Here is a 22,849-nt window from a genome sequence, read left to right on the forward strand (position 1 = left end):
GAAGCAGGAGCAAAGCTCCGTCGCGGAGACCCTGGGATCCATGCCGGGACCTTAGTCGTGAAGCGCTACGGAGCGGAATTCTGCACCGCGGTGGCGCCTTGAAGTCGCGGCATGGATCCTCGGGTCTGCACTGCGTCGCTTCGCTCCTTGCTCCGCCCGTGGATGACGAAGCGATGGATGTTTCTGCCAATCGCCAATGCACGAGATCTGTCAATCCAAGCGATCGTCAAACTCATGCGCTGAGATACTAACTGGCCAGCCGGCTGGCGGCGGTTTCGGCCATGGCATCGGCAAGACCCAGGCCCCATTGCGACCGGCAATAGGCGCGGAAATCGAAGCAGGGCAGGCCGGGGCAGACCTCGAATTCGATCAGGTGGAGCGTGTCGTCGGCCTCGACCCGCAGGTCGATGGAAAAGACGTCGCGCAGGCCGAGCCCGCTCATCAGCCGCGCGGCGATCGCACGGATCCCGGCGTCGGCAGCCGGCTGGACGTCGGCAACGGCGACGAGTTCCGGTTCGGCATAGAGCCCCGCCGCCTTCGCCGCCGCGCCGGTTTCGCCGTAAAGCGCCAGGCTGTCCGCCATGGTCTGGAAATCGGCGCCTGAATCGACAAAGACAATGCCGAGCGCCTCGACGCCAACTTCCGGCGTCAGCCCGAGGAAGGAGGCGCGCACGTTGCGGCCGGCGACATAGGGCTGGACCACGACATCGTCGCGATAGGCGGCGAAAACACGCCGGCTAAGCTCCAGCGCGTGGCCGAGATCGCTGCTGCGCGAATCCGGCCAGATGCCGATCTTGGCGCCGAGCCGGTTGGGCTTGACGAACCAACCGGCGGCGGAAGCCGGCGGCTCGACCAGCCATTGGCCATTACGCGCGAGACCGGCCTGCGGCACCGGCAGGCCCAACGCGCCAAGCACGGCGCCGGAGCGGAACTTGTCCTGGCAGAGCGCGAACAGGGCATCGTCGGCGCCGATCGTCTTGAACCCGCCCAGCCTCGCCAAAGCGGGGGCGGCACCGCCACGAAAATAGGCGATGCCGTCGGTCAGCGTCCAGACCAGCGTTGTGGCGGGATCCTCGCCGGCAAGCACATGCGCGGTATCGTCGAGCAGCACCGGCGTGAAGGACAGGCCGCGCACCCGGCAGGCCTCGTCCAGCGCATCGAATTCCTGGCCAAGGTCCGTCGACTGCGCCAGGTAGGAAGCGATTTCGGCGGCGCGCTCGCTCGCATGACCATCGGCAACGAGGCGGTCGAAGCAGGCCTTTTCCGGCTCATGGACAAGGATCAACTTGGGCTTGGTGCTCGACATAGGATGGACGCTTCCCGGCGGTAGGATCGCCCACCATCGCACTTCAGCCGCGAATGGCTTTCGCGAAACCGACCCGGGACGGACGCCTGGGTGACAGTGGAAATCAAACGCCCAATCGCCGGGGCTTGCTCAGGCGATCAGAACGCGCGGCTCGAAACGGCCGTTGACGGGAATGTCGAGCAGGAAGGTCATGCCGCCCTGCAGGTCCAGCAGCCGCTGCTTCTCGCTCTTGCCCGACCAGGCGGAGGTGACCGCCAGCCGGTCGGCGTTCTTGCCGACGAAGGCCGGACAGGAGGGCTGGGTCACCGGCATGGCGACGGTGCGGACAAGCTTGCCGTCGGGACCATAGGCCTCGACGACGCTGCCGCCCCAGCAGGCGTTCCACAGGATGCCGTCGCGATCGAGCACCGACCCGTCGATATAGCCCTTGGCCGAGCGGTGATCGACGAAGATCTTCGGCTCGCCGGCAGGCAGGCCGGTGGCCGGATCGCAGGCGACGCGCATCAGCAATCCGGTCGAGGTGTCCGTGTAATAGGCGAGCGCGCCATCTTGCGAAAAACAGATCGAATTGGTGACGGTGATGTCCGAGAACAGGCGGCGCAGATCGCCCTTGAAAAACCAGTATATGGAGCCAGCACCCTTTTCCTCGCCCTTGCCCATCGTGCCCATCCACAAGGCACCGCAGGGATGGACCCGCGAATCGTTGGAGCGGGTGACCGGATTGTCGGCTTCAATCGGCGTGTGCAGCGTCAGCTTGCCGGTCGCGACGTCACGGACATGAAGGCCCGTCTCGGTGGCGATCAGCTGGCGCTTGTCGTCGATGATGGCGATGGCGCTGGCCATCTGGCCAAGCTGGTGGACGATGGTCGCGCCACCGGACAGGCGCTTTTCCAGCAATTGGCCGTTGACGATGTCGAACCAGAACAGCGTGTCGGTGGTGGGATCGTAGCTCGGGCCTTCGCCGAGCTGGCAGACGTGATCGGAAAAAACCGAAACGATCGCTTCGCTCATCATGCGTCTCCGAACACCGCGTCCCAGGCCGCGACCGCGGCATGCGCACGCACCGCCACCTCGTCGACGCTCATGCCCGGCTTGAACAGGCTGGAGCCGAGGCCGAAGACCGTCACGCCGACAGCCTTGTAGCCGGCAAAGTCCTTCTCCGAAACGCCGCCGACGGCGCCGACCAGCGTCTGCGCCGGCAGCACCGCCCGGATCGCGGAAATGCCTGAGGCCCCCAGCACGCTTGCCGGGAAGAATTTCAACGCCGAAGCTCCCAGCCGGATCGCCTGGAAGGCCTCGGTGGGCGTGAAGACGCCGGGCATGGTGACCATGCCGTAATGCATCGCGCGCGCCATCACCTCGGCATCGATGTTGGGGCTGACCAGCAGCTGCCCGCCGGCCTGGTGCAGGCCGTCGACATCGGCCGGCGTCAGCACCGTGCCGGCACCGACCAGGGCCGTTTTCGGCAGCACCTGGACAATCCTGGCGATCGACGAGAATGGCTGCGGCGAATTGAGCGGCACCTCGATCGCCTCGATGCCGGCGTCGAACAGGGCCTGGCCCATGGCGATGGCTTCAGCCGGTTTCAGGCCGCGCAGGATGGCGACCAGCCCGCGCTTGAGTTTTGGAAAGGCTGCGGTCTCGGTCATGCCAAGGCTCCGGTTCTGGCGATCATGCCGTTTTCGCGTGCGGCTTCGATGAGGCCGGCGCGCACAGCTTCGTCGGCGTCGACGGCGCGGAAGGCAAGCCCTGCAAGCCCAAGTGCAGCCGAATAAAGCGAAGCGAGCGCGCCGGAAGCGATCAGCACGACGGATGCACCGCCGGAGCCATAGCGTCGCTTCGCCGAGGCGATCTCGCCGCCGATCAAAAGCCCGGACAGGCAGGCCGCCGCATCCTCCGACTTCAGGTCCTGCAGGAGCCCGGCGGCGCGGATGGCAAACAGTTTCGAAGTGACATCGCCGCCCTCGCCAAGTGCCCGTTCGCACCATTGCCGGAAGAACGGACTGTCCGCTGCCACCGGAGCCGGATGCTCGCCCAGCGAATGCTTGAGGATCGAATGCGCGGCCAGCACCGAGAACAACTCGCCGGTCGGCCATGTGCCGAAGCCGGCAACGGCGCCATCCTCGACCACGACCCATTTCGAGTGCGTGCCCGGCATGCAGGCGAGATGCCGCCCCTTTGCCGGAAAACCGGCGCCGGCAAGCTGTGTTTCCTCGCCGCGCATGACATCCGGCGCGTCGGGCAGGCGCTGGGCAAGGCCCGGCACGATGCGGATGTCGCGGCGCTCGCCCTCGATGCGCGCCGCGCCGCGCAGGATGGCGCCGATCGGCGCGGGCACGCTCACATAGGACGCTTCGATCCAGCCCTGGCGAGAGCCGGCCATGCCGCAGATGATGACGGGCAGCGCGTCGGGCGCGCCCATGGCGGCCAAGTGGCCTTCCAGCACGTTCGAAAACCCTTTTTCGCGCGCCGTGATCAGCCCATCGTCGCCGCGACGTTCTGCAAGCAGCTTGCCGCTGCCGTCGATCAGCCATGCCCGAAGCCGGGTCGTGCCCCAATCGATCGCCGCTACCGCCGGCGCGTTGCCGACAAACTCCGGGCTCACAGGAAACCTCCATCGACAATCAGCATTTGCGCGGTCAGCATGCGCGAGGCATCCGAGGCCAGGAACAGCACGGTGCCGACCATGTCGTCAGGCCGCATGACATCCTTGATGCACTGCTTCGCGACATGGGCGGCAAGCGCCTCTTCGGTCACCCAGCGCTGCTGCTGCCGCTCGGTGATGACCCAGCCGGGCGCGACGGCGTTGACGCGGATGCGGTCGGGCCCAAGCTTGCCGGCCAGGCCCTTGGTGAGACCGAGGATGCCCGCCTTGGCGGCGGTGTAGGCCGGCATGTCGGGATGGTTGATCAGATAGGATGTCGAGGTGAAGTTGATGATCGAGCCGCCGCCGGCCCGCTTCATGCCCGGCGCCACGGCCTGCGCGGTGAAGAAATGCGGCCTGAGATTGATAGCCTGGTTGTTGTCCCAGAACTCCACCGTCACGTCTTCGACGGCGTGGCGTTCGTCCCACGCGGCATTGTTGATGAGCACGGTGACATCGCCATGCGCGTCCGCGGCCTGCGCAGCCGAAGCCCGCAGCGCCTCGACATCGCGCAGGTCGGTCCTGAGATAGAGCGGCCGCCGGCCGAAATCCCTCTCGATACGGTCGGCAAGCGCGATGCTGGGCTCATCGGCGATGTCGATGAAGGCGACGTTGGCGCCCTGGCGCACGAAACCCTCGGTCAGGGCCGCGCCGATCCCGGAACCGCCGCCGGTGATCAGCACCGAGGCGCCCTTGAGGTCGGCAAAATCCGCCGATGGCATCATGTCTTTTCTCTCCGCGCTCAACCGGCGCGCATCCTAGCCAGAGACGTCGCGTGGGCAAGGGCGAAAAGGCGGATTTAAGGGCTTATGTCGGACAAAAAGGCGACGGGACCGCGAAGCGGCATCGTCGCATGGTGGGAATGCCGCTAGCGCCGGTCAGATCGCCTTGGCGCGCAAGGCGCCGCGGAAGGAATCGCGGAGATAGCCGAGCGTGGCGTCGGCGTCGACCGGCTTGCCGAACAGATAGCCCTGCCCGCCGGCGCAGCCGAACTGGACCAGACGGTCGGCCTGCGCCTCCTCTTCGATGCCTTCGGCGACCACATCCATGCCGAGCCCCTCGCACATGGCGAGAATGGCGCGGATGATGTGTTCGGACGGCCGGTCGTCGAGAATGGAGGAGACGAAGGCGCGGTCGATCTTGAGCTTGTCGAAATGGAATTCGCGCAGACGCCCGAGCGAGGACTGGCCGGTGCCGAAATCGTCGAGCGAGACGCGGATGCCGACGCGGCGCAGGTCCTCGACGATCTGCGCGGCCGAAGCCGGGTCGTTCATAAGGCCGGTCTCGGTGATCTCGATCTCCAGCCGGCGCGGGTCGAAGCCGGTGCGGTCGAGGATCGCCAATATGTGCAGGCCGGTGTTCTGGTCGACGAGCTGCGAAGGCGACAGGTTGAACGACAGGAACAGGTCCTTCGGCCAGCTGCGGGCCGCCTCCGTCGCCTTGCGCAGCACCAGCTGCGAAAGCGGGCCGATGATGCCGCGCTCCTCGGCGATGGGAATGAAGACGGTCGGCGGCACCGCGCCGAGGTCGCGGTCGGTCCAGCGCGCCAGTGTCTCGAAGCCGATGGTCTGGCGCGTGTTGAGATCGACGATGGGCTGGAAATGCGGCTCCACCTCGCCGGCCGAGACGGCACGGCGCAGCGCCTGCTCGATGCGGGTGACGCGCTTGGCCGCCTCTTCCATCTCGCGGGTGTAGACAACGACCCGGCCACGGCCGGACCGCTTGGCGTGGTAGAGCGCCGTTTCGGCCTTGTTGATCAGGATCTCGGTAGTCTCGTCGCCCGAATAAAACAGCGAGCAACCGACCGAGGCCGACAGCCTGGCGGTGCGTTCGCCGACATCGTAGGGCGCCGACAGGATCTCGATCAGCATGCGGGATTTCTCGGCCGCTGCTTCCTCCGAGAACACCAGCGGATAGAGGAAGGCGAATTCATCGGCACCGATGCGGCAGACCGTCGAGTGGTCGTCCATCGAGGCGCGCAGCCGCATCGCGACCTGGATCAGGATGTCGTCACCGGCCTTGTGGCCGAACAAATCGTTGATCGGCTTGAAGCCATCAAGGTCGAGGATGCCTACGGTGAAGGGCGCGGGATCGTCGGCACGGTCGCTGATCAGGCGATCGACCTTGTCGAAGAAGCGGCGATGGTTGCCAAGCCCGGTCAACGGATCTGTAAATGCCAGATCCGTGCTCTCCCTGTTTGCCTGACCGGTGCCAAACGGAGTTTGCATCGGTGTCCCTGTTTTCTCGACGTCGGAATTTATGTTCGAGACTGGCAGCAAACCCTTTAGGAAACGTATCCTGAAAATCGATTTTTTCGCGGCTAAAATGCATTGCCTCCGCGAAGTGTCCGTGGCGCTTGAAAAGGCCTTTTCTTCACGCCGATTTCAATCGGTTCTTCACGCCGATTTTCAACCGGCTCAATCGGTGGGACGGACGCGATAGAGCTCCAGCGGGGCGCCACGGGTCTCCGCCACCGGCTCCAGCCAATCCGGCACGCTGCCGCGCATCAGCCCGCCGAGAAAGCCGTCGGGCGCGGTGGCCGCGAAAAGCCGGCTTTCCGGATTGCCACGGCAGAGCGCGACAAGGCCGACATGCCGGCTTTGGAGGATGGCCTTCGCTTCGGCCTCCGACCCCAGCAAGGCGTCCAATGCGAGCACGTTGCCGGCGACGTTGCGGTGATAGAGGCTGGCGAGCGCGCGATGGCCCGTGAAGGCAAGGATCGGCGAGCCGAGATTGGAGATACTGAGAACCGTGGTCGCCGGCATGGGGCCGAGCGCAGCGAACGACGCCTTGCCATGGCAAAGCGCATCGCTGCCGGCGTCCTTGGCCGCCGCCCCGGTTTCGAAGGCGCTCGATGCCGCCCCGGCCGCGCCCGACCAGACCGCGTTGACCGAGATCAGCCAGGCCGCGGCCATCCTGAGCACGGAGTTGCGCGACGGGCTGGCTTCGGCCCGTTGCCGCCACTTGGCGATCCAGGCACAAAGCGGGATCACCGCCAAGGCAATGGAGAAGGTCGAGCCGCGCACTTCCCAGGCACTGACCAGGACCGCCACAACCAGCAGCGCGCCGACGAGGCTGTCCTGCCGCCGCCAGCCGCCATGGCTGAAGTGAAGCGCCATCAGCACGATCGCCACAAGCGGCGTGGCAAAACGCGCCACCACCATGGCCGGATCATCCAAGACAAGCTGGATGATCGATTGCGCCTCTTCGATATGGCCGAGCCAAATTTGGCTCAGGCGCGGGTCGATCTCGGCATAGGGCGCAGCCAGGCATTGCGGGAACAAGAACACCATGACAGCCGCCAGTACGAGCGCAAGCAGGCCGAGCGCCATCAGGCGCCGGCGGAGCGTGGAGTTGGCCATGTCGAGCGAGGCCGCGGCGGCGAGGCCGCATCCGGCGAGAGCGGCCACCACGAACTGCACGGTCGAAAAGGCATCGCATTGCGGCTGGCCCCAGGCCGATGGGGCGATGGTTGTGAGGAAGACCAGCGCTGAAACGCCGGCAAAGCCGAGGCCGAAATCCCTGGCGATCTGTCGCTCGCCGCTGGGGTCGGCGACAAACAGCAGAGAGACGCAGACGCCGATGGTGGCGACATAGGGCGCCGTTTCCATGCCGACCGCCAGCGTCAGCGCCGCGCACAGGCCCGCAAGTAGGGCGGCCCATCGCCGCACGGGCGCCTCGAGCAGCAGGCTCAAGCTGGCCATGGTCAGCGTCAGCTGGACATTGTGGTGATCGAGCGCGCCGGGCGAAAAGATGCCGATGAAGTGCAACGCCGCGGCACCGATGACGGCAGCCGGCAGCACAGCGCCCGCGCCGGCAAAACTGCGCGCCGCGCGGACGGTAAAGAGCAGAGCCAGGCAAAAGAGCAGCGCCGGCCAGAGCACCTCGGCGACGGTCTCGGCCATGGCCATGCTGCCGGTCAGTGCCGAGGCCACGAGGATGATGGCGGCGAGCGGCGCGTCGACCAGTCGCGACCAGTGCATGACGAAGCCGCCTTCAACGCCCATCCGGTACTGATGCAGGTCGAACCAGCCCTGGCCTGCCAGCATATCCCGAACCTCGACCAGACGCAGCAGACTGTCATTGTCGCCGCCGGTATCGGTCAAGCCTGGGAAACCGCCGAGCGCGTTGACGGCAACCATCGCCAGCGTGGCAATCAACGCAACCGCGAGGTCGTTGCGCCGTGACGCAGGCTGCGCGGCCTTGACGGAAATCGTGGTGTCGGCGGGAGTCACGGGACGGCCTCTGGCGCTCTCTTTGGCGAAGGAAACCTATCGCGAACTCACTGCGCAAACCTTAAACCGGTGTTGCACCGGCAACCCGATGTCGCGAAACGCTTTGTTTGTTATTCGCAAATATGGTCCCGGACCAGGGAATGAATGGGCAATTCGGTCTGGACCTTGGGCATGAGCGTTGTGGCGATCGAAAAAAAGATACTGAATGCCGCCCACGGCCGGGCGGTGTTTCAACGCCGCATCCGGGTCCTCTCCGACCATATCGGCGCCGCGCTGGGCGCCGACGGCACCGTTCTCGACCTCGGCTGCGGCGATGGCTCGCTCGCCAAGGCGGTGATGGAACGGAAACCGGGGCTGACGTTTCGCGGGATCGATGTTTTTGTCCGGCCGCGCACGGCCATTCCCGTAGAGATCTTCGACGGTGTTACGATTCCGGCCGCGTCCAAATCGTTCGACTGGGTGACCATAGTCGACGTCCTCCACCACACGGACAATCCCGGCCATCTTGTCGCCGAAGCCGCAAGGGTCGCCCGCAAGGGCGTTGTCATCAAGGATCACCTGCGCGACGGGCTCTTCGCCTACGGCACGCTCCGGTTCATGGACTGGGTGGGAAACAAGGGCCACGATGTGAGGCTGCCCTACAACTATCTGTCCAGGCAGGAATGGGACGCGATTTTCGGCGGGATCGGGCTCAAAGCCCAAAGCTGGCGAGAAAACCTGTCGCTGTATCCGTTTCCGGCAAACCTGCTGTTCGACAGGGGCCTGCACTTCGTCGCGTCGCTTCGCTAGAGCGGTTCACCGTTTCACGGAAACGTCGAACCTCTTTAACTCTTTGTTTTGGCGCAATTCCCAAGGGAAAGCGCTAGGCGCTTTTCCCCAGAAAACCGTTTCACACTTTTCCTGGAATTGCTCTAACGCGCGGACCGCGATCGAACGCTCTCACGCGGCTCTTTTTTCGTCGCGAAAAACCCAAACCGATGAAAGCACATAGCTCGCCGCGCCCGCAGCGACCGTGATGACGGCCGACATCACCAGCGGCGGCTCGGAAAATACCGACACCGCGACATGGGCCAACAGGCCCGCAAACACTGCGCAGGCCAACTGGCTGACGAGGTAACGTGGCAATGCACGGCGATGGTCGTGCTGTCCCTCGAACGTCCAGCCACGCTGTGCCGAATAGGCCACGACAAAGGCCAGCATATAGGCGATCACGCTGCCGACAAACGGCGGCATGCCGGCCGACACCAGGGCCCACGACAGTACGAAGAACAGCAGCGCGGCGCCAATGCCGACGACGGCGAAGCGGATAAGCCGTACCGCGGCGAATTTTCGCAGGAGTTGGTTCATTTTTCAGCAGTCGCGACGGATTCGCCTGATCCGGTGGGTTGGCCGGCTTTCAGCCGCTTGACCGGGATCTCCAGGACACCGAGCAGGAATGCCGAAAAGAAGGCCTGGAACGAAATGACGATCAGGCTCAAGCCCAGCACGACGATGCGCGGGATTTCGGAATCGTTCAGCGGGCCGAAGCCAAGATGTGCCCAACGCAGCACGGCATAGCCGACGAACAGCACGCCACCGGCGAAGCAGATGCCGGCATTGGCGGCAAGACGATCGGTGCTGATGGTCCTGGTCAGCCAATCGGAGCCGCGGCTGCGCGGCAGGATGCCGGTGATCTCGGCATAGTATCGCGATATGGCGCCGAAGGTGATGAGCTGGATACCGGTGATGATCATGAAGCAGGCGGCGACGAAGGTGTTGAGGTCGAGCGAGAGATTGTTGATCACCCGCAACGGCCCGAACACCAGCAGAGCCGCAAACAATAGCCCAAGGCTTGCGAGCACCGTGCCCGGTATGAAGAACATCCAGCGCGGATTGTAGACCAGCAGGAATTTGAGATGCCGCCAGCCGTCACGCCAGGTCCTCAGGTGCGGCGGCCGGCTGCGGCCGTCGGGCTTGAGCGTGGTCGGCACTTCCTCGATGCGCAGACCGGCGAGCGCGCTGCGCACCACCATTTCGCTGGCGAATTCCATGCCCGTGGTCTGCAGGTCGAGCTTGCGGATGCTGTCGGCGTTGAAACCGCGCAGGCCGCAGTGGAAGTCACCGGTCCTGATGCGGAAAAACAGGCGGCCGACGAAGCTCAGCACCGGATTGCCGAGATAACGATGCAGCGGCGGCATGGCGCCGGTTTCGATGCCGCCCTGGAAGCGATTGCCCATCACCAGGTCGGCGCCGTCGCGCAAACGCGCCATGAAGGCATCCAGCGCGCCGAAATCGTAGCTGTCGTCGGCATCGCCCATGATGATGAAGCGCCCCCTGGCGGCGCCGATGCCGCCCAGAAGCGCGGCGCCATAGCCCTTCTGCGTCACCGGTACGACACGGGCGCCGCCTTGGGCCGCGATCTCCTGCGAACCATCGGTGCTGCCATTGTCGGCTATCAGCACCTCACCCAGGATCCCGGCCTTGTCGAGGAAGGCCCTGGCCTTCCCGATGCAGACAGCCAATGTCTCGGCCTCGTTGAGGCACGGCATCAGGATGGTGAGTTCAAGCTGTTTGGTCGAGGCGGCGCGGATGGCGGTGAGCGCGTTCATGGTCGTTGTTCCATCGGGAATCCCCGTCCGGCGCCTGCCGTTGGGATATTCGAGGCCTATCTTGTATGGGAAGGCTTAAGAAAACGATGACGCAGGCACTTGCCTTGTCGCGATACCTGTCGCGGTCCTTGTCGCAATCGGGCGTGCTGGGTTTGCGTCTTGCTGTTGCCGATCTTCCGGATGTGACGATTGGCAGAAGGCGCCGGGACCCTTATATCGCTCTCGTCGACTGTGTTGGGGACTTGCCATGAAGCTGAAAATCGCCGTCCAGATGGACCACATCTCCACCGTGTCGATCACCGGCGACACCTCGTTCGCGCTGTCGCTGGAGGCGCAGCGGCGTGGCCACCAGCTTTTCCACTACACGCCCGACCGGCTGTCGATGCGCGACGGCAAGGTGTTTGCCCGCATCGAGGCGATGCAGGTGCGCGACGAGAAGGGCAACCACTATTCGCTGGGCGAGAAGGTGCGCACCGACCTCTCGGAGATGGATGTGATCCTGCTGCGCCAGGATCCGCCCTTCGACATGAATTACATCACCACCACGCACATCCTTGAACGCATCCACCCCGGGACGCTGGTCGTCAACGATCCGGCCTGGGTGCGCAACAGTCCGGAAAAGATCTTCGTCACCGAGTTTCCCGACCTGATGCCGGACACGCTGATCACCAAGGATCCGCTCGAAGTCGCCGCCTTCCGCAAGGAGTTCGGCGACATCATCATCAAGCCGCTGTACGGCAATGGCGGCGCCGGCATCTTCCACATGCTGGAGGCTGACCGCAACCTCGCCTCGCTGCTCGAAATGTTCGGCCAGATGTTCCGCGAACCCTATATCGTGCAGCGCTACCTGAAGGACGTGCGCAAGGGCGACAAGCGCATCATCCTGATCGACGGCGAGCCGGTCGGCGCCATCAACCGCGTGCCGGCGGAACACGATTCCCGCTCCAACATGCATGTCGGCGGCCGCGCCGAGAAGACCGAACTGACCGAACGCGAGCGCGAGATCTGCGCCCGCATCGGACCGTCGCTGAAGGAACGCGGCTTCATCCTGGTCGGCATCGACGTCATCGGCGACTACATGACCGAGATCAACGTGACCTCGCCGACCGGCGTACGCGAAGTGCAGCGCTTCGGCGGCGCCGACATCGCCAGCCTGTTCTGGGATGCCGTCGAGGGGAAGCGGCGGAAGTCGGCCGCGTAATCGCCGCATGTTGACTCTACAGCACGGGTATCGCCATCCTACCGGATTCGAGATTGTCGGAGCTATGTTGCGCCATCGCCGCAACCTCCGGAAAGGGCATCCTTCCGCGAAGGCGCAACCTGCTCTTCAGGCAAGCTTGCTGTCGGACGATCCGTTCATATCCTATTCGGGAATGTCCGGTACGCCCCTCGGATTGGCAAGTCATATGCCTCACCTTCCACGCAGCCATCGCGCCTGGTTTCTCATCTCGCCAACCTGGTCCATCGAAAACAATTCCAGCGTCAAAGCGATCCGGACCTATGCCGTTCTGCATAGGCTTAGGAACCCCCGTCACTCGCTGATCTTCCTGTGCAACACACAAGCCGAGGTGGATCTGTTGAACCAGTCCGGTGAGGCCGCTTTCCTGCACAACAAGACCTCGACCACCTCCGAATACATATTCAGGCCGCTCGACGACATCGCTGTGGAATTTGATGCAATCTACAATGCGCAACTGGCTTCGTGGAAACGCCACGACCTGTCGCTTGGCATCCAGCGTTGCGCATTTGTCTTTTATCGCGATTCAATCGAGTCATCCACGGCGGAGTCGGAAAGAGCACGAATAAATCGGCACAAGGAGCTCGCGCCGGGCCACGTGTTTGTCAATGAGTTCGACAGCACCGGCAAGCCCGTCCGATTGGCGCCGGCTCAAGTGAACATGCATCTAAACCGTGCAGCCGTGGGAATTTGTCTCTCCGAAGTGGAGGGGCCAATGTTCGCCAGCACGGAATATCTTCTCGCGGGGCTTCCTGTGGTCACGACGCCGAACCATGGTGGCCGAGACCTTTATCTGGATGACGACTATTGCCTTACGGTTCCACCCGATCCTCGATCCATCGCGGAGGCTGTCTTGGCGCTAAAGGAGCGACGAATCCCCCGGACCTATATTCGTTCGCAAACTTTGAAACGAGTTGAACGGGACCGCGGGCGGTTCATAGACCTTGTAAATGAGATTCTCCTGGAAAGCGGCTCTTTGCGCCGGATCGCCATGCCTTGGCCTTTCCGATATCCTGTCATGGAGTGGCTTCCACCCCAGATCGCAATCGATCGATCGCTTTCAGGTGCGGTCGATGCCTTCATCACCGCTTAGACGGCAAGCTGAAGCGGCCGTTTTCATTTTGTCTTAACCATGTTCCGCTTTTGCAGCCAGGCACAATCCGCCTGCAACCATAGCGTTTGCCTGTTCTCGTAATGTTCTTGATATGGCCGAAGAATTGTGATTGTCTCCGCGAGGGGTCATTCTTGGCCAATCGCAGGGGTTACGGCCCGGGGGCTTGAAAATGGTGGCGCGGGTTCGCACGGTCGCTTTCCAGGGCATCGAGGCCGTGCCGGTCGACGTGCAGGTGATGATCGCGCCTGGCAAGGTCAACATGCACATCGTCGGTCTGCCCGACAAGGCGGTGGCCGAAAGCCGCGAGCGGGTGCAGGCGGCGCTGCATGCGTCCGGCCTGTCGATGCCGTCGAAGAAGGTGACCATCAACCTGGCGCCCGCCGACCTGCCCAAGGAAGGAAGCCATTACGATCTGCCGATCGCGCTCGGCCTGATGGCCGCCCTTGGCGCTATTCCCGGCGACATGCTGGCCGGCTATGTCGTGCTCGGCGAGCTCTCGCTCGACGGCACGATCACCGCCGTGGCCGGTGCGTTGCCGGCGGCGATCGGCGCCAATGCCGAGGGCAAGGGGCTGATCTGCCCGTTCGCCTGCGGACCGGAAGCCGCCTGGGCGGGGCGGGAATTCGACATTCTGGCGCCGCGCAGCCTGATTGCCATCGCCAACCATTTCCGCGGCACGCAGGTGCTGTCGCGGCCGGAGGCCGGCATCCACGCCTCGGCGCTGGACCTGCCTGACCTCGCCGACATCAAGGGCCAGGAGACCGCCAAGCGGGCGCTGGAGGTGGCGGCGGCCGGCGGACACAATCTGCTGATGGTCGGCCCGCCCGGATCGGGCAAATCGATGCTGGCGCAGCGGCTGCCGTCGATCCTGCCGCCGCTGGCGCCGAAGGAATTGCTCGAAGTCTCGATGATCGCCTCGGTGGCGGGCGAACTCGGCGAAGGCAAGCTGACCGACCGGCGGCCGTTCCGCGCGCCGCATCATTCGGCGTCGATGGCGGCGATGGTCGGCGGCGGCATGCGCGCACGGCCGGGCGAAGTATCGCTGGCCCATCACGGCGTGCTGTTCCTGGACGAGTTTCCGGAATTCACGCCGCAGACGCTCGATGCGCTGCGCCAGCCGCTGGAGACCGGCGACTGCATGATCGCGCGCGCCAACCATCGCGTCACCTATCCGGCGCGCATCCAGCTGGTGGCGGCGATGAACCCGTGCCGCTGCGGCATGGCCGGCGAGCCGGGCTATCGCTGCCTGCGCGGCGAACGCTGCCGCACCGACTACCAGGCGCGCATTTCGGGCCCGCTGCTCGACCGCATCGATCTCAGGATCGAAGTGCCGGCGGTCTCGGCGAGTGACCTGATCCGGCCCGACCGGGCGGAAAAAAGCGCGGCGGTCGCACTGCGCGTTGCCCGGGCGCGCACCATCCAGCGCGAACGCTTCGAACGGCTCGGCGCCACCCGCGCCACCACCAACGCGCATTGCGCGCCGGCGATGATCGAGGAGATCGCCATGCCGGATGCCGCCGGGCTGTCGCTGCTCAAGGACGCCAGCGAAAAGCTCGCCTTTTCGGCGCGCGCCTACCACCGGGTGCTGAAAGTGGCGCGCACGCTCGCCGACCTCGACGCCAGCGAAACCGTCGGCCGCATCCATTTGGCCGAGGCGATTTCTTATCGCATGAGCTCGGAGCGGATGGCGCAGGCGGCGTAGAGCAATTCCAGGAAAAGTGTGGAACGGTTTTCCCGGGAAAAGCGCATATAGCGCTTTCCCTTGGGAATTGCGTTAGAACAAGGAGATAGAGCGGTTCGCCGTTCCGTGAAACGGGGTGCGTTTTCAGGCCGTCGCTTTTGCCTTCAGCTCTAGCCGCCGCGCGTGCAGCACCGGCTCGGTGTAGCCGTTGGGTTGGCTGGTGCCCTTGAACACCAGGTCGCAGGCGGCCTGGAAGGCGATCGAGCCGTCGAAATCGGGCGCCATCGGCCGGTAGAGCGGGTCGCCTACATTCTGGCGGTCGACGATGGCCGCCATGCGTTGCAGCGAATCCCGCACCTGGATTTGCGAGCACACCTTGTGGCGCAACCAGTTGGCGATGTGCTGCGAGGAGATGCGCAGCGTGGCGCGGTCTTCCATCAGGCCGACATCGTTGATGTCGGGCACTTTGGAGCAGCCGACGCCCTGGTCGATCCAGCGCACGACATAGCCCAGAATCCCCTGCGCGTTGTTGTCGAGCTCGCGCTGGATCTCGTCGGGCGTCCAGTTCGGACGCACGGCCACCGGCACCGAGAGGATGTCGTCGAGCTTCGCCTTCGGGCGGCTCTTCAGCGCCGCCTGCACTGCGTGGACATCGACCTTGTGGTAATGCGTGGCATGCAGCGTCGCCGCCGTCGGCGACGGCACCCAGGCGGTGTTGGCGCCGGCCTTGGGATGGGCGATCTTCTCGGCCAGCATCGCCGCCATCAGGTCCGGCATCGCCCACATGCCCTTGCCGATCTGGGCGTGGCCGGCCAGACCGCATTCGAGCCCGGTGTCGACATTCCAGGCCTCGTAGGCGGAAATCCAGGCGGCCTGCTTCATGTCGCCCTTGCGGATCATCGGGCCGGCTTCCATCGAGGTGTGTATCTCGTCGCCGGTGCGGTCGAGGAAACCGGTGTTGATGAACACCACCCGATCTTTCGCAGCGCGGATCGCTTCCCTGAGGTTGACGGTGGTACGCCGCTCCTCGTCCATGATGCCCATCTTGATGGTATTCCCGGGCATGCCGAGCAGGGCTTCGACGCGGTCGAAAATCTCGACGGCGAAGGCGACTTCCTCCGGCCCGTGCATTTTGGGCTTCACCACATACATCGAGCCCGCGCGCGAATTCATCCGCCGCCCGCTCGGCCCGACATCGTGCAGCGCGATCAGCGCCGTCATCGCGGCGTCCATGATGCCTTCTGGCACTTCGTTGCCGTCGCGGTCCAGGATCGCCGGGTTGGTCATCAGGTGACCTACGTTGCGCACCAGCATCAGCGAACGGCCGGGCACGGTCAGCGTGCCGCCGACGGGTGCGGTGTAAGAGCGATCCGGATTGAGTTTGCGGACAAAGCTCTTGCCGCCCTTGGTGATCTCTTCGGCCAGATCGCCTTTCATCAGGCCGAGCCAGTTGCGGTAGACCACGACCTTGTCTTCGGCATCGACCGCGGCGACCGAATCCTCGCAGTCCTGGATGGTGGTCAGCGCCGACTCCAGCATGACATCGGCAATGCCAGCCGGATCGGTGCGGCCGATCTGATTGTCGCGGTCGATCACGATCTCGACATGCAGGCCGTTCCTGACCAGCAGCACGGCTTGCGGGTTGGCGGCGTCGCCGCGATAGCCGACGAACTGCTTGGGATCGGCGAGCGTGGTGATGCCGGCGCCCTCACCCAGTTTCAGCGCGCCGTGCGCCACCGAGAGGCCGTTGACGCCAGCCCATTTTCCCGTGGTCAGCGGCGCGGACTCGTCGAGAAAGTCCTTGGCCCAGGCGATGACCTTGGCGCCGCGCGCGGGATTGAAGCCCTTGCCCTTCCCGGCGCCGTCGGTCTCGGGGATGGCATCGGTGCCGTAGAGCGCATCGTAGAGCGAGCCCCAGCGCGCATTGGCGGCGTTGAGCGCATAGCGGGCATTCATCACCGGCACGACCAGCTGCGGACCGGCGACGACGGCGATCTCGGGGTCGACTTTGTCCGTCGACACGCTGAAGGCCGGCCCCTCGGGCACGAGATAGCCGATCTCCTTGAGGAAGCCCTTGTAGGCCTCCATGTCGATGGGGGCGCCGTTGTCGCGATACCAGCCGTCGAGCTTCTCCTGCATGGCGTCGCGTTTTGCCAGCAGCGCCCGGTTCTTCGGCGCGAGGTCGTGGACGATGGCAGAAAAACCGTTCCAGAAAGCCGCCGCTTCGATGCCGGTGCCGGGCAACGCCTCGCCAGCCACAAAATCATGCAGCTCGCGGGCAATCCGCAATCCGGCGATTTCGACGCGATCGGTCATCAGGCTGCTCCAGATGAAAGGCTTTGCGGGGCGTTTGACATGTTGGGGTTGCAGGGTCAATTCAGCTTAGGTTGAAGGCGAGCGTTTTGGCGAGCGGTGACGCTGCCGATCTCCCTCCTTGAGGGGGGAGATGGCCGGCAGGCCAGAGGGGGTCGGTTCGACTGGATGCGACCTCCTGCTTTGAACAGAAGAGGCAAGCGCCTTATGTCCGGCGACCCCCTCTGTCGCCTTCGGCGACATCTCCCCCTCAAGGGGGGAGATCGCTCTTCACACCGCGATCCTTGGCCGTCCCGAGGCCACCGCGACCACGTGCGCCTCGATGAACATGCGCTGGGCTTCGACTGTGGAAACCTTGAATTCTGTTGCGACGTCGATCTCGGCGCTGTCGGTGCCGGCATCCCTGGCGCGCTGGGCGACGATGGCGCGCACATCGGCCTCGGCGGCCGCGAGCGCTGCCGCCTCGTCGAGGAAATCGCGCACGGTTTCGCCCGAGGCAAGGCGAAACAGCCCTTCCTTGGGCTGGCTGACCCGCGCCTCGGCCGAGACCCTGACTTGACCGACGACGGCGCCGAGCGCGTTGGCGACATCGGTATCATCGGGCACAACGCACTCATTGCCGACCAGGGGCGCGAGGCCGGCATAGTGCAGCGGCGCCGAGGCGCCGAGGCCGATGACCGGACGGTCGAGCGCGACGCTGAGGCGGGCGATGCCGGGATGCGCGTCGACGGCGCGCTGCACCAGCGCATGTGCGACCGTGGCCGCGCCGTCGAGCCCGTCCTCGGCAAAGGCGGTTTCGAGAATGTATTCGGCCGACCAGCGCGTCAGTGTCACCAGCACCCGCTCCGAGATCACTTCGGGCGACGCGGCGATGGGCTGGCCACGACCGTCGCGCTTGCGGGCAAACAGCTCGGCGCCGAGGCGGGCGGCGGCGGCATCCCAGTTTGACTGCTTGCCCTGCACATGCGCCGCGTCCGAGGGGGTGAAGCCGCAAATGTGCACCAGCCCGCGCGAGACCAGCCGGTTCAAGGTGGCGTTCTGGGCATTCGACGTCAGCAGCCTGTCGAGGGCAAGCGGGGTCGCGCCGATCGCCTCGTAAAGCCGCGCCTCCGGAGCGGTCAGCCCGGCGGCGAGCCTGTCCGGCACGCCTGTGCGCACCGCGAAGCGGCCATCCATGCGGCCGGTATTGGGTGCGCGCAGCTGTCGCTCGAGTTCCGATCTCACTGCGTCACCATGCGCCATGCCGGCCAGCGCCAGCGGCACCAGGCGGCGCGGGCCGAGCAGGATCCTCGGGTTGAGCGCGCCATCCTCCAGCGCCACTTCGGAATCGCCGCCAAGGCCGAAGGTGCGCATGGCGACGGCCTCGACCATGGTGCGGAAGCCGCCGACGGTGGCGCCTTCCGGATCGAGGCGTGGACGACCTCCATCGAGCACGGCGACGTCGGTGGTGGTGCCGCCGATGTCGGAGACCACGGCATTGTCGAGCCCGGTCATGTGGCGGGCACCTACCAGGCTGGCGGCAGGCCCGGAGAGGATCGTCTCGATCGGCCGCTGGCGGGCGAATGCCGCCGAGACCAGCGCGCCGTCGCCGCGCACCACCATCAAGGGGGCGGCGATGTTGCGCTCCGCGAGAAAGCCCTCGGTTGCCGCCACCAGCCGGTCGATCATCGAGATAAGCCTGGCATTGAGCAAGGTGGTCAGCGCCCGGCGTGGGCCGCCGAGCTTGGCCGACAGCTCGTGGCTCGATGTGACCGGCAGGCCGGTTTTTTCCCGGATCAACTCGCGGGCAGCGACCTCATGTGCCGGATTGCGGGTGGCGAAATAGGCGCAGACGGCAAAGCCGGACACCGAGGCGCCGAGTTCCGGCAAGGCGGCCTCAAGCCCGGAAAGATCGAGCTTGGCGGCATTGCCGTGGACATCGTGGCCGCCCGGACAAAACACCACCGGATCGGTGCCGAGCGCGGCCTTCAGCCCGTCGCGGGCAAGGTCTGCCTCGGAAAAGCCGATCATGACCAGCGCCACCCGGCCGCCCTGCCCCTCGACCAGCGCGTTGGTGGCGAGCGTCGTCGACATCGAGACCAGTTTGATCGCAGCCGGATCGGTGCCGGCCTTGTGTAGCACCGCATCGACGGCGCCGGAAATGCCGACGGCAAGATCGTGCCGCGTGGTCAGCGCCTTGGCCTTGGCCAGCACCTTGCCCTTGTTCGGCCCCTGCTGCGGGCCTTCGGTCTCGGACCACAGCACGGCATCGGTATAAGTGCCGCCGGTATCGATCCCGAGGAACAGCGGTTTTGGCTTGGTCTTGGCGGTCATTTTTGGTGGCGGTCCGATGGCAGAATTTATTTGCCCTGCCCTTAGCCGATAGTGGACGGCCGATAAAGCCGCGAGCGCTGGGCCAAGGAAGAGAGATTGTTGTTGGCGAACAAGCAACGTCGGCGGGCCAGCACCCCCCTCTGTCCTGCCGACCAAACGGCTACCCCACAAACCCAACCCTCTTATGCGACCCATCGCAAAACGGCTTGTTGGCGGAATGGCCGCAGCGGCAGAGGAAGGTGCGTTGGGTGCGGTCGACGGTATGGCCGGTGCCGGTGACGATCTCGAGATTGCCCTCGAGCTTGAGCGGGCCGTTCGTCGTCGGTGTCACCGTCAGCGGACCATTCCTCGCGTCGAGCGCCGGCGTATCCTTCAGCGCCGGTTCGCCGGTGGCGGTGAATCCGGCCTTGGCATGGCTGCCGTCGCAGAACGGCTTGTTTTCCGAAGCGCCGCAACGGCAGAGCGTGGCGCGGTGGAAGGTCTCGCCGGCGAGCACGATCTCGGCGTGAACGGCGAGCGGGCCGTTTTCGCGCAGCCGAACGGTGTTGACCACCGGCGGCTGTTCCTGCGGCCCGCCATCCTTCCTGGTGTAGGTGATGGCGCCGGACGGGCAGCTTTCGGCGATGGCGACGATCTTCTCGACGCTGGCCGCCTCGGGATGGATCCATTGGCCCGGCGCGTTGGGCACGAAGACATGCGGATCGCCGAGCACGCAGTTGCGTGAGTGGATGCAGCGCTTGCCGGAGAACCCGACGTCGATCTTCTCGCCCTCGACTGTGCCCGCCATTGCCGTGCTCCTGCTGCCTGGAGCACGCCACATCTCAAAAGGGAGCTGTACGGCGCGCTCTGGGTGATCGTCTCGACGCAGGCTAGGGCGTCGGCGGGAAAAACGTCAAGCTGGCAAGCCGGTCAGGGGACCAGATTGATCTCCTCGGTCTCGCCGCCGCTGCAGGTGTAGCAGCAATCCTCGCATTTTTCCTTGTTGCCGGGGCCAACGCCCCAGTAGGTCTCCTCGTCGCCATCGACCCAGGCGCCGTAGCAGATCGATTCGCCCTCGTTGCAGGAGATCGGCAGCTGCTTGGTCTCGCCGTCGTCGAGATAGAAGTCCTTGCCACCGCCGGGCCAGATATAGTCGCGGTCCTGGCTGTAGAGCTCGACGCGCATGGCGTTGGGATGGCTGTTCTTGATGGCAAAGGTGACGTCGCCGGCATGGGCGGCTGGTGCGACAAGGACGGCAAGCGAAAACGCGGCGGCGAACCGGCGCGCGAAAGTGAAAGACATGAAAACCCCCGATGAAGAATCGGCCCCACGGCCGACCCCGGGATCATGGCATGATGCGGGCGATCGCTAAAGGGACGACGGCGACAATCCCTTCAATAATCCGACCCCGGACCTCAAGGATCCCTCATGCTTTCAGCTATCATCGTTGCCAGAAGGGCAGCTTGGCGATCTCCGCCTCGGCTTGCCGTTTCGTCAGGCCGATGTCGTCGATCAAATGGGGATTGGCCAGCGACATCTGCTTGAGCTCCCAGCGAAAGCGGGCTCGGTTCCGCCAGGCCGCGATCGCGCTGCGCAGGCTCGCCAGGCTGTAGTGCCGGCGCGACGTCCGCCCGGCAGGCCGCGCTGCCTGATGCCGGACCGATGCAAGGGTATTGTTCATGACAACCTCCATAGGGTTCCAAGAGTTGGGGGCTCCAAGGGTTGGGAGACCCTCGACCTGAATGAATGAGGTTGAATTCTGCAGGATACGGACGACGCCGTAATTAAAGCCTCCCAAATAGTTCTCAAAAGTTCCAAACGGGCTCTAACTCTTTGTTTTCGATGCAGTTCTCCCTGGGAAAATGTACCCCGCTTCCGCCCGGAAAAGCGCTTCGTACTTTTCCCGAAATTGCTCTATAGATGCGCTCCATGCAGGGATCGCGCTTTGCCTTCGGTCCGTTCGTGCTTGATCCGGACGCAGGGACGCTGCTTCGGAACGACGAGCCCGTTGCCGTCGGCTACCGCGGGCTGAAGCTGCTTGCGGCGTTCGTCGAACGGCCGGGGGAAATCCTGGCCAAGGCGGCGTTGATGGATGCAGCGTGGCCGGGCACGGCCGTCGAGGAAGGCAACCTCACCGTCCAGATCGCGCAGCTGCGCAAGCTGCTTGGTCCGGCCAGCGATGGCGGTGAATGGATCACCACGGTTCCGCGCGTCGGCTACCGCTTTACCGGGGCCATCGAACAGCTTGCCGGCGCGAAGCGAAAACTCTTGCCGCTGCCCGACAAACCATCGATCGCCGTCCTTCCCTTCGTCAATCTCAGCAACGATCCCGGGCAGGAAGCCTTCGCGGACGGGCTGACCGAAGACCTGATCACCGACCTGTCGCGGGCCTCCGGCCTGTTCGTCATCGCGCGAAACTCGACCTTTGCCTACAAGGGAAAGGCGATGGACGTGCGCGAGATCGCCAGGGAGCTTGGCGTGCGCTATTTGCTGGAAGGCAGCGCACGGCGCGCCGCGGACCGCGTGCGCATCAATGCCCAGCTGGTCGACGCGATGAGCGGCGAACACCTGTGGGCGGAACGCTTCGATCGCCGGATGGACGATATCTTTGCCGTACAGGACGAGGTGATCGCCAAGATCGTCGAGGCGCTGCTCGGCCGGCTGCGCGCGCCGCCGCCGCGCAACCGGCCCAGCAGTCTCGAGGCCTACGATCTCTGCGTGCGGGCGCGCAAGCTGATCGACGACACGCCGCAGACGGCGCGGGAAGCGCATCTGATGCTGACGCGCGCGATTGCGCTCGATCCGGACTATGCCGAAGCCTACCGCTGGCTGGCCATGAACCATTGGATGGGGTGGGTGCATTGGGGCGAACCCGTAGAGCCCAACCGCCGCGTCGCCCTGGAGCTGGCGCGCAAGGCCGTGGCGATCGATCCCAATGATGCCGGCTGCCGCTGGGTGCTCGGCAATCTGCTTGCCTATGAGCGCAGTTTCGAACAGGCGGATGCCGAATTCGCCAGGACTTTCGAGCTCGACCCGAACGAGGCAGACGCCTGGGCAACACTGGCCGACATCGCTACACTGGCTGGGCGGGTCGAGGAGGGCCTCGAGCATATCCGCAAGGCGTTTCGGCTCAATCCGTTTCCGGCAAACTGGTACTATCTCACCCTCGGCCAGGCGCAATATGCGGCGCGCGATTACGAAGCCGCGGTCGAGACCCTGCGCCGGGACGAGACCTATCGCACGAGTTCACGCCGTTTCCTGGCGGCAAGCCTGGCCCAGCTCGGCCGGCTCGACGAGGCGCGCGCCGAGGTCGAACTGTTCCTCGTCAGCAATCCGCATTTCACGACCAGCCACTGGGTCTGGACCGAGCCTTTCCGCGACGACGCGATGCTCGAGCATTTCGTCGACGGCTTCCGCAAGGCCGGCCTTCCGGATTGAT

19 protein-coding genes are annotated in these 22,849 nt (G+C 64.9%); 5 read left to right on the plus strand and 14 right to left on the minus strand.

Annotated features, from left to right (window positions below; genetic code table 11):
• Positions 1 to 247 precede the first annotated feature (247 nt).
• The 7 genes from MESOP_RS03705 to MESOP_RS03735 form a co-directional block, all read right to left on the minus strand.
• Positions 248 to 1,306, minus strand: a complete 1,059-nt coding sequence (locus tag MESOP_RS03705) for a D-alanine--D-alanine ligase family protein (protein ID WP_013891981.1) — start codon at positions 1,304 to 1,306, stop codon at positions 248 to 250.
• A 129-nt stretch (positions 1,307 to 1,435) separates the two neighbouring features.
• On the minus strand, positions 1,436 to 2,317 hold the full coding sequence (locus MESOP_RS03710) for an SMP-30/gluconolactonase/LRE family protein (protein ID WP_013891982.1): 882 nt from the start codon (positions 2,315 to 2,317) through the stop codon (positions 1,436 to 1,438).
• Complete coding sequence (locus tag MESOP_RS03715; protein WP_013891983.1) at positions 2,317 to 2,955, minus strand: 2-dehydro-3-deoxy-6-phosphogalactonate aldolase; 639 nt, start codon at positions 2,953 to 2,955, stop codon at positions 2,317 to 2,319. Before MESOP_RS03715 ends, MESOP_RS03710 begins: the two co-directional genes overlap by 1 nt.
• The gene (locus tag MESOP_RS03720; RefSeq protein ID WP_013891984.1) at positions 2,952 to 3,911 is read right to left on the minus strand and encodes a 2-dehydro-3-deoxygalactonokinase; all 960 of its coding nucleotides are present in this window, start codon (positions 3,909 to 3,911) and stop codon (positions 2,952 to 2,954) included. The genes MESOP_RS03715 and MESOP_RS03720 overlap by 4 nt, the downstream gene beginning before the upstream one ends.
• Positions 3,908 to 4,675 (minus strand): SDR family NAD(P)-dependent oxidoreductase, encoded by a 768-nt coding sequence (locus MESOP_RS03725; RefSeq protein ID WP_013891985.1) that lies wholly within the window; start codon positions 4,673 to 4,675, stop codon positions 3,908 to 3,910. The genes MESOP_RS03720 and MESOP_RS03725 overlap by 4 nt, the downstream gene beginning before the upstream one ends.
• Positions 4,676 to 4,828: 153 nt before the next feature.
• The gene (locus MESOP_RS03730; RefSeq protein ID WP_013891986.1) at positions 4,829 to 6,178 is read right to left on the minus strand and encodes a putative bifunctional diguanylate cyclase/phosphodiesterase; all 1,350 of its coding nucleotides are present in this window, start codon (positions 6,176 to 6,178) and stop codon (positions 4,829 to 4,831) included.
• A 189-nt stretch (positions 6,179 to 6,367) separates the two neighbouring features.
• On the minus strand, positions 6,368 to 8,185 hold the full coding sequence (locus tag MESOP_RS03735) for a hypothetical protein (protein ID WP_013891987.1): 1,818 nt from the start codon (positions 8,183 to 8,185) through the stop codon (positions 6,368 to 6,370).
• 144 nt (positions 8,186 to 8,329) lie between these two features.
• Here MESOP_RS03735 and MESOP_RS03740 point away from each other — a divergent pair, with 144 nt between their 5' ends.
• Positions 8,330 to 8,974 (plus strand): class I SAM-dependent methyltransferase, encoded by a 645-nt coding sequence (locus MESOP_RS03740; RefSeq protein ID WP_013891988.1) that lies wholly within the window; start codon positions 8,330 to 8,332, stop codon positions 8,972 to 8,974.
• Between the two features lie 150 nt (positions 8,975 to 9,124).
• Here the strand turns inward: MESOP_RS03740 and MESOP_RS03745 are convergent, their stop codons facing one another.
• Positions 9,125 to 9,532, minus strand: coding sequence for a GtrA family protein (locus MESOP_RS03745; RefSeq protein WP_013891989.1), 408 nt, complete (start codon positions 9,530 to 9,532; stop codon positions 9,125 to 9,127).
• Positions 9,529 to 10,773, minus strand: coding sequence for a glycosyltransferase family 2 protein (locus tag MESOP_RS03750; RefSeq protein WP_013891990.1), 1,245 nt, complete (start codon positions 10,771 to 10,773; stop codon positions 9,529 to 9,531). The genes MESOP_RS03745 and MESOP_RS03750 overlap by 4 nt, the downstream gene beginning before the upstream one ends.
• Positions 10,774 to 11,020: 247 nt before the next feature.
• On the opposite strand from MESOP_RS03750, the gene gshB reads away from it, so the two are divergent.
• From gshB to MESOP_RS03765, 3 genes are all read left to right on the plus strand, one after another.
• On the plus strand, positions 11,021 to 11,974 hold the full coding sequence (gene gshB / locus MESOP_RS03755; protein ID WP_013891991.1) for a glutathione synthase: 954 nt from the start codon (positions 11,021 to 11,023) through the stop codon (positions 11,972 to 11,974).
• A gap of 67 nt (positions 11,975 to 12,041) precedes the next feature.
• Positions 12,042 to 13,103 carry a glycosyltransferase gene (locus MESOP_RS03760; protein ID WP_167313539.1) on the plus strand — a complete coding sequence of 354 codons (1,062 nt, stop codon included), beginning with the start codon at positions 12,042 to 12,044 and terminating at the stop codon, positions 13,101 to 13,103.
• A gap of 190 nt (positions 13,104 to 13,293) precedes the next feature.
• Positions 13,294 to 14,826, plus strand: a complete 1,533-nt coding sequence (locus MESOP_RS03765; protein ID WP_013891993.1) for a YifB family Mg chelatase-like AAA ATPase — start codon at positions 13,294 to 13,296, stop codon at positions 14,824 to 14,826.
• Positions 14,827 to 14,949: 123 nt separating this feature from the next.
• On the opposite strand, the gene MESOP_RS03770 is transcribed toward MESOP_RS03765, so the two are convergent.
• From MESOP_RS03770 to MESOP_RS03790, 5 genes are all read right to left on the minus strand, one after another.
• Entirely contained in the window at positions 14,950 to 17,121 is a 2,172-nt protein-coding gene (locus MESOP_RS03770; RefSeq protein WP_013891994.1) for a malate synthase G, read from the minus strand.
• Between the two features lie 267 nt (positions 17,122 to 17,388).
• On the minus strand, positions 17,389 to 19,431 hold the full coding sequence (locus MESOP_RS03775) for a hydantoinase/oxoprolinase family protein (RefSeq protein WP_013891995.1): 2,043 nt from the start codon (positions 19,429 to 19,431) through the stop codon (positions 17,389 to 17,391).
• A 160-nt stretch (positions 19,432 to 19,591) separates the two neighbouring features.
• Positions 19,592 to 20,218 (minus strand): CDGSH iron-sulfur domain-containing protein, encoded by a 627-nt coding sequence (locus MESOP_RS03780; protein WP_013891996.1) that lies wholly within the window; start codon positions 20,216 to 20,218, stop codon positions 19,592 to 19,594.
• A 122-nt stretch (positions 20,219 to 20,340) separates the two neighbouring features.
• Complete coding sequence (locus MESOP_RS03785; protein WP_013891997.1) at positions 20,341 to 20,712, minus strand: hypothetical protein; 372 nt, start codon at positions 20,710 to 20,712, stop codon at positions 20,341 to 20,343.
• Between the two features lie 139 nt (positions 20,713 to 20,851).
• On the minus strand, positions 20,852 to 21,091 hold the full coding sequence (locus MESOP_RS03790) for a DUF1127 domain-containing protein (protein ID WP_013891998.1): 240 nt from the start codon (positions 21,089 to 21,091) through the stop codon (positions 20,852 to 20,854).
• 248 nt (positions 21,092 to 21,339) lie between these two features.
• Between MESOP_RS03790 and MESOP_RS03795 the strand changes: the two genes are divergently transcribed.
• Complete coding sequence (locus MESOP_RS03795) at positions 21,340 to 22,848, plus strand: winged helix-turn-helix domain-containing tetratricopeptide repeat protein (protein WP_013891999.1); 1,509 nt, start codon at positions 21,340 to 21,342, stop codon at positions 22,846 to 22,848.
• The last annotated feature ends 1 nt before the right edge of the window (position 22,849 follow it).

The organism is Mesorhizobium opportunistum WSM2075, assembly GCF_000176035.2.
GTDB lineage: Bacteria > Pseudomonadota > Alphaproteobacteria > Rhizobiales > Rhizobiaceae > Mesorhizobium > Mesorhizobium opportunistum.